This window comes from Paenirhodobacter enshiensis, assembly GCF_000740785.1.
Lineage (GTDB): Bacteria > Pseudomonadota > Alphaproteobacteria > Rhodobacterales > Rhodobacteraceae > Rhodobacter > Rhodobacter enshiensis.
In genome coordinates, this window is sequence record NZ_JFZB01000049.1 from 1 (window position 1) to 4,907 (window position 4,907).

4 protein-coding genes are annotated in these 4,907 nt (G+C 67.9%); all 4 read left to right on the forward strand.

Going from position 1 to position 4,907, the window contains the following annotated elements:
• Window positions 1–913, forward strand: a 913-nt coding sequence (locus CG50_RS14765; RefSeq protein WP_036640018.1) for a vWA domain-containing protein, incomplete at its 5' end; no start/stop codon positions are given.
• Complete coding sequence (locus CG50_RS14770; RefSeq protein ID WP_245615752.1) at window positions 910–1,599, forward strand: M48 family metallopeptidase; 690 nt, start codon at window positions 910–912, stop codon at window positions 1,597–1,599. The genes CG50_RS14765 and CG50_RS14770, both read left to right, overlap by 4 nt.
• Window positions 1,600–1,650: 51 nt before the next feature.
• The gene (locus CG50_RS14775) at window positions 1,651–2,940 is read left to right on the forward strand and encodes a hypothetical protein (protein WP_081880472.1); all 1,290 of its coding nucleotides are present in this window, start codon (window positions 1,651–1,653) and stop codon (window positions 2,938–2,940) included.
• Window positions 2,941–2,948: 8 nt separating this feature from the next.
• On the forward strand, window positions 2,949–4,355 hold the full coding sequence (locus tag CG50_RS14780) for a cytochrome P450 (RefSeq protein WP_051910058.1): 1,407 nt from the start codon (window positions 2,949–2,951) through the stop codon (window positions 4,353–4,355).
• Window positions 4,356–4,907 lie beyond the last annotated feature (552 nt).

Consider the following 4,907-nt stretch of genomic DNA (forward strand, 5'->3'; position numbering starts at 1 on the left):
ATTGGCCGAGCGCAGCTTCTCCGCCGAGGAAAAGGCCGCCGTCGCCGCGCTCGGCGGGTTCGAGGCGCTGATGCGCACCCTGCGCGAGCGTCTGGCCGAGCAGAAAGAGCGCCATCAGGGCGGCAACAAATGGATCGGCACCGCCGGCACCTCGCCCTTCGGCGCCTATGGCTACAACCCCGAGGGGGTGCGGATCGGGCAAGCGCAGTCGCGTCATCGCCGCGCGGTGAAGGTCTGGGACCGGCGGGAATTTCAGGATCTCGACGAGGAACGCGACATCAGCGCGCGCAACGTCAAGGTGGCGCTGCGCCGGCTGCGGATCTGGGCGCGCGAGGGCGCGGCCGAGGAGCTCGACCTCGACGGCACGATCCGCGCCTCGGCGAAGGCGGGCTGGATCGACGTCCAGACCCGGCCCGAGCGGCGCAATGCCGTCAAGGTGCTGCTGCTGCTCGACATCGGCGGCTCGATGGACGATCACGTGGAAACCGTGCAGGAACTGTTCACCGCGGCCCGGAGCGAGTTCCGGCATATCGAGATTTTTTATTTCCACAATTGCATTTACGAGGCGTTGTGGAAGTCAGTCCGGCGCCGGCATGAAACCGCGACACCGACCCGCGAGGTGATGAACCGGCTCGGCCGCGACTGGCGTTGCGTGATCGTCGGCGATGCCTCGATGAGCCCTTACGAGATTACCCATGTCGGCGGCGCGAATGAAACCTGGAACCCGGAGCCCGGCGCGCTGTGGCTGCAACGGATCCGCGCGCAGTGGCCGCGCAGTGTCTGGCTCAATCCCGTGCCCAGGGCGGAATGGAAATATACGCCCAGTATCAGCATGATAGAGGACATATTTGAAGGTGATATGCTGCCACTGACACTGGAAGGGCTTGGCCGGATGACGAAGGTTCTGGGATGACGGCGCTGGTGTTGCGGTTTCTGCCGGTGCTGCTGGCGCTCGGCTATGGGTTTCTCGCCTGGCAGATGTCGGCGCGTCGTCTGGCGCAGCGGCTCGCGCGGGGGTCGGCGCCGCTCGACGATCCGGGGCTGCTGCCGGTGCTCGACCGGCTGGGCGCGGCGCTCGGGCGCGGGCCGGTCGCGGTGCGGATCCATGCCTCGCCCGAGATCAACGGCCTCGCCGCGCCCGACGGGCAGGTCTTCCTGACCGAAGGCATGATCGCGCTGCACCGGCAGGGCGCCGTGACGGCCGAGGAAATCGCCTCCGTCGTCGCCCATGAGATCGGGCATGTGAGCCTCGGCCATGCGAAACGGCGGATGATCGACTATACCGGGCAGAGTGCGGTGCGCGGCGTCCTCGGGCTGCTTCTCGGCCGGTTCATCCCCGGCCTCGGCCCCTATCTGGCGCAGACGGCGACCCGGCTGATCGCCGCGCGCACCAGCCGCGGCGCCGAATTCGAGGCCGACGAATTTGCCACCGCCCTGCTTCTGAAGGCCGGGATCGGCGCCGGGGCGCAGATCTCGCTGCTCGAGAAGCTCGACCGGAGCGGCGCGACCCAGCAAGGTCCGGCCTGGTTCGCGAGCCACCCGCCGGTGCCGCAGCGCATCGCGCGCATCCGTGAAAATCTGACGCGCTGGCAAGGCTGAGTGCAGCTTGCCCTTGCGGTTCAGCCACGGGGCGGGGATGCTCGGAGAATGATGAGCGACGAATTCAGCCCCTTGCCCCCCGGTCTCTCCGGCACCGTTCGTCGCCGGCTGGTGTTCTATGTTCCGGGCTACGACCCGTTCCACCCGCGCCGCTACCGCGAGCTTTACCGCAAGGAATCCGCCGAACAGGCGCGGATCTCGGGCTACGAGATTGCCATCGCCGCGCGCCGCAAGCCGGCCGCGACGGAGAAGAGCGCGCAAGGCACCACCGGCGCCAACGCACATGGCTGGCACGTCACCTCGGCGCAGGACGGGCTGACGACCGAGACCGATGTCGAGGTGCTGGTCTGGTCCGATATCGTCAGGGGCTCGATGGGCGCCTCGATCCCGGCGACCTACATGCAGCTTCTGCGCACCGCCTGGGCCTATATCGGATCGGGCGCGCTGTTTCGGCTGATGCGGCTGCGCAAGGGGCCGGTGATCGCCGCACTCTATCCGATCGCGGTCTTGCTTGCCGAGGCGCTGGCCGGGATCTTGCTGGGCACCGTCATTGCGCTCGCGCTGCTGTGGCCGTTGCCGGAGTTCACCGGCAAGGGGCTGGTGGGGGCTGCCATCGCCGCGGCCGTTCTGGTCGCGGTGCTGCGCTGGTTCCGGCGCCACGACAATCGCATCTACGCCTATTACCTGATGCACGATTACGCCTTCACCGCGCATTGGGGCGGCGCCAATCCCGAGCGCCTCGAAGCGCGGATGGCCGAGTTCGGCAACCGCATCGCCGCGGCGCTCGGCCGCGATGACCTCGATGAGGTGCTGGTGGTCGGCCACAGCTCGGGCGCGCATCTGGCGATCTCGGTGCTGGCGGATCTGGTGCGCGACGGACGGGTGCCCGCGACGGGGCCGCGGCTGTCGCTGCTGACGCTCGGTCAGGTGGTGCCGATGGTCAGCTTCCTGCCCGGCGCGGCGCGGCTGCGCGCGGCGCTGCAACGGCTCGGCTCGACGCGGGCGCTCGACTGGGTCGACGTGACGGCGCCGGGCGATGGCTGCGCCTTCGCGCTGTGCGATCCGGTCGCGGTCTCGGGCGTGGCCCTGCCCGATCAGTGCCAGCCGCTGATCCTGTCGGCGGCGTTCAGCCAGACGCTCAGCCCCGAGCGTCACCGCGCCCTGCGTCGGCGCTATTTCAAGATGCACTTTCAGTATCTGTGCGCCTTCGACCGGCCGGGCGATTACGATTACTTCCGCATCACCGCCGGGCCCAGAACGCTCGGCGCGCGCATGGCACACCGGAGGCATTCGAAAAGCCGCCTCGCCACGCCCGTCAACCGCTACACCTCGACCGAATGAGAGCCCCGATCCGCCCGCCGAAACCCGTGCCCCGCCCCGACCGGGTATCGCTGCTGCACTATCTGCGGCTGTTCCGGCGAGACATCCTCTCGGCGCAGCCGGCACGGCTCTATCACGCCTGGATGGCCGAGTTCCGCACGCCGTTCTTCCGCTCGTTCCTGTGCAACGACCCGGAGCTTGTGAACCGCGTGCTGAAGGAAGCCCCGGCCGATTTCCCGAAATCCGACCGGCTCGGCGAGGGGCTGCGCCCGCTTCTGGGCAACAGCGTGTTCCTGACCAATGGTGCGACATGGGAGCGTCAGCGCCGCATCATCAACCCCGCCTTCGAGGGGGGGCGTCTGCACGAAACCTTCCCCGCGATGTGGGAGGCGGGACGCGCCTGCGTCGCACGGCTGCGCGCCCGTGCCGATGGCACTCCGCTCGACATCGAGCCCGAGACCTCTCATGTCGCGGCCGACGTGATCTTTCGCACGCTGTTCTCGCTGCCGATCGAGGATGAGACCGCCGCCGCCACCTTTCGCGAATTTCAGGCCCATCAGCGCGCCCAGCCGATCCTGAACCTCGGGGCCTTTCTGCCGCTGCCGCAGTGGTTTCCGCGCTTTCACTCGCGTCGCACCCGCAAGACAGCGCGGCGGATCCGGGCGCTGATCTCCGGGCTGACGGCGCGTCGCACGGCCGAGATAGCGGCGGGGACCGCGCCCGACGATCTTGCAACCAAGATCATGACCACTCCGGACCCGGACACGGGAATCGGGTTCGACACGGCCGAGATGGTCGATCAGGTGGCGATTTTCTTTCTGGCGGGGCACGAGACGTCGGCCTCGGCGCTGGCGTGGTCGCTCTATCTTCTGGCTCTGTCGCCCGAGTGGCAGGAGCGGGTCGCGGCGGAAGCGGCGGTTCTCGACGACGGGACCCGCGCCGATTTCGCCGTTCTGGGACAGTTGCGATCAAGCCGCGCAGTGTTTCGCGAGGCGCTGCGGCTTTATCCGCCGGTGCCGATGATGGTGCGCGAAAGCCGATGCCCGGTGAAGTTTCGCGACCGCGACGTGAGAGCCGGCGATCAGGTGGTGCTGAGCCCCTGGCATCTGCACCGCCACGACCGGCTGTGGACAGACCCCGATCTGTTCGACCCGTCACGGTGGGACAGTGCCGCGGGCCGCGAAAGTGCGCGCGCGGCCTATATTCCGTTCTCGGCCGGGCCGCGGGTTTGCCCGGGCGCGGGCTTTGCCATGGCCGAGGGGCCGCTTCTGTTGTCGATGCTGGTGCGCGCGTTCCGGATCGGAACCGTGACCGGGCACGATCCGGTGCCCGCGGCCCATCTGACGGTGCGCAGTGCCAACGGGATCTGGCTGCAGCTGACGCCGCGGGATCCGACCCCGGGCGATCCGGTGAGAACCGCGACGGAGGAACGCTGACAAGCCCCGGCAAAGCAGCGAGGCGGCCCCGATTTCCGGACCGCTTCAGAGGGTGATCTGAGCTGCTCCCTGCCCCTGCCGGTCGGTCCAGACGGCAGAACCCGGCTTCGAGCGTGTTCGGGATGCGTCAGGCCAGGACTTTGCGGGGAACCCATCCATGACCGCGACCGGATAAAGGAAAGGGGGGCAGGTCTTGCGCCCGTTTCGCAGGCTTTCTGGTGTCTGGCTGTAAATATCCGGCGTAAGCCTTGGTTCTGCCGTAAGTTGGCACTCCGATGGCGGCCAGTTCCACGACAGAAGGTCGGGCATCCGTGAAGTTGTTGCCTCGGGGAGCCTGGCGAGAACGTCAGTCCACTGTCCGGGGATGACCTCGAGCGTCTCGGCGATGTCCTCGCCATCTTCATGATGCGGTCCGAGCCACGGCAGAAGCGCGCGACCGGGCGATTTCGGAAGCGGCTTCTGTGAACTGGCCCCCGTTTGGACCGGACACTTGGGCATAGTCATGGAGGCTTGGGCATATGTGTATCGACCCAGCGGAATCTGCTCAGGTTA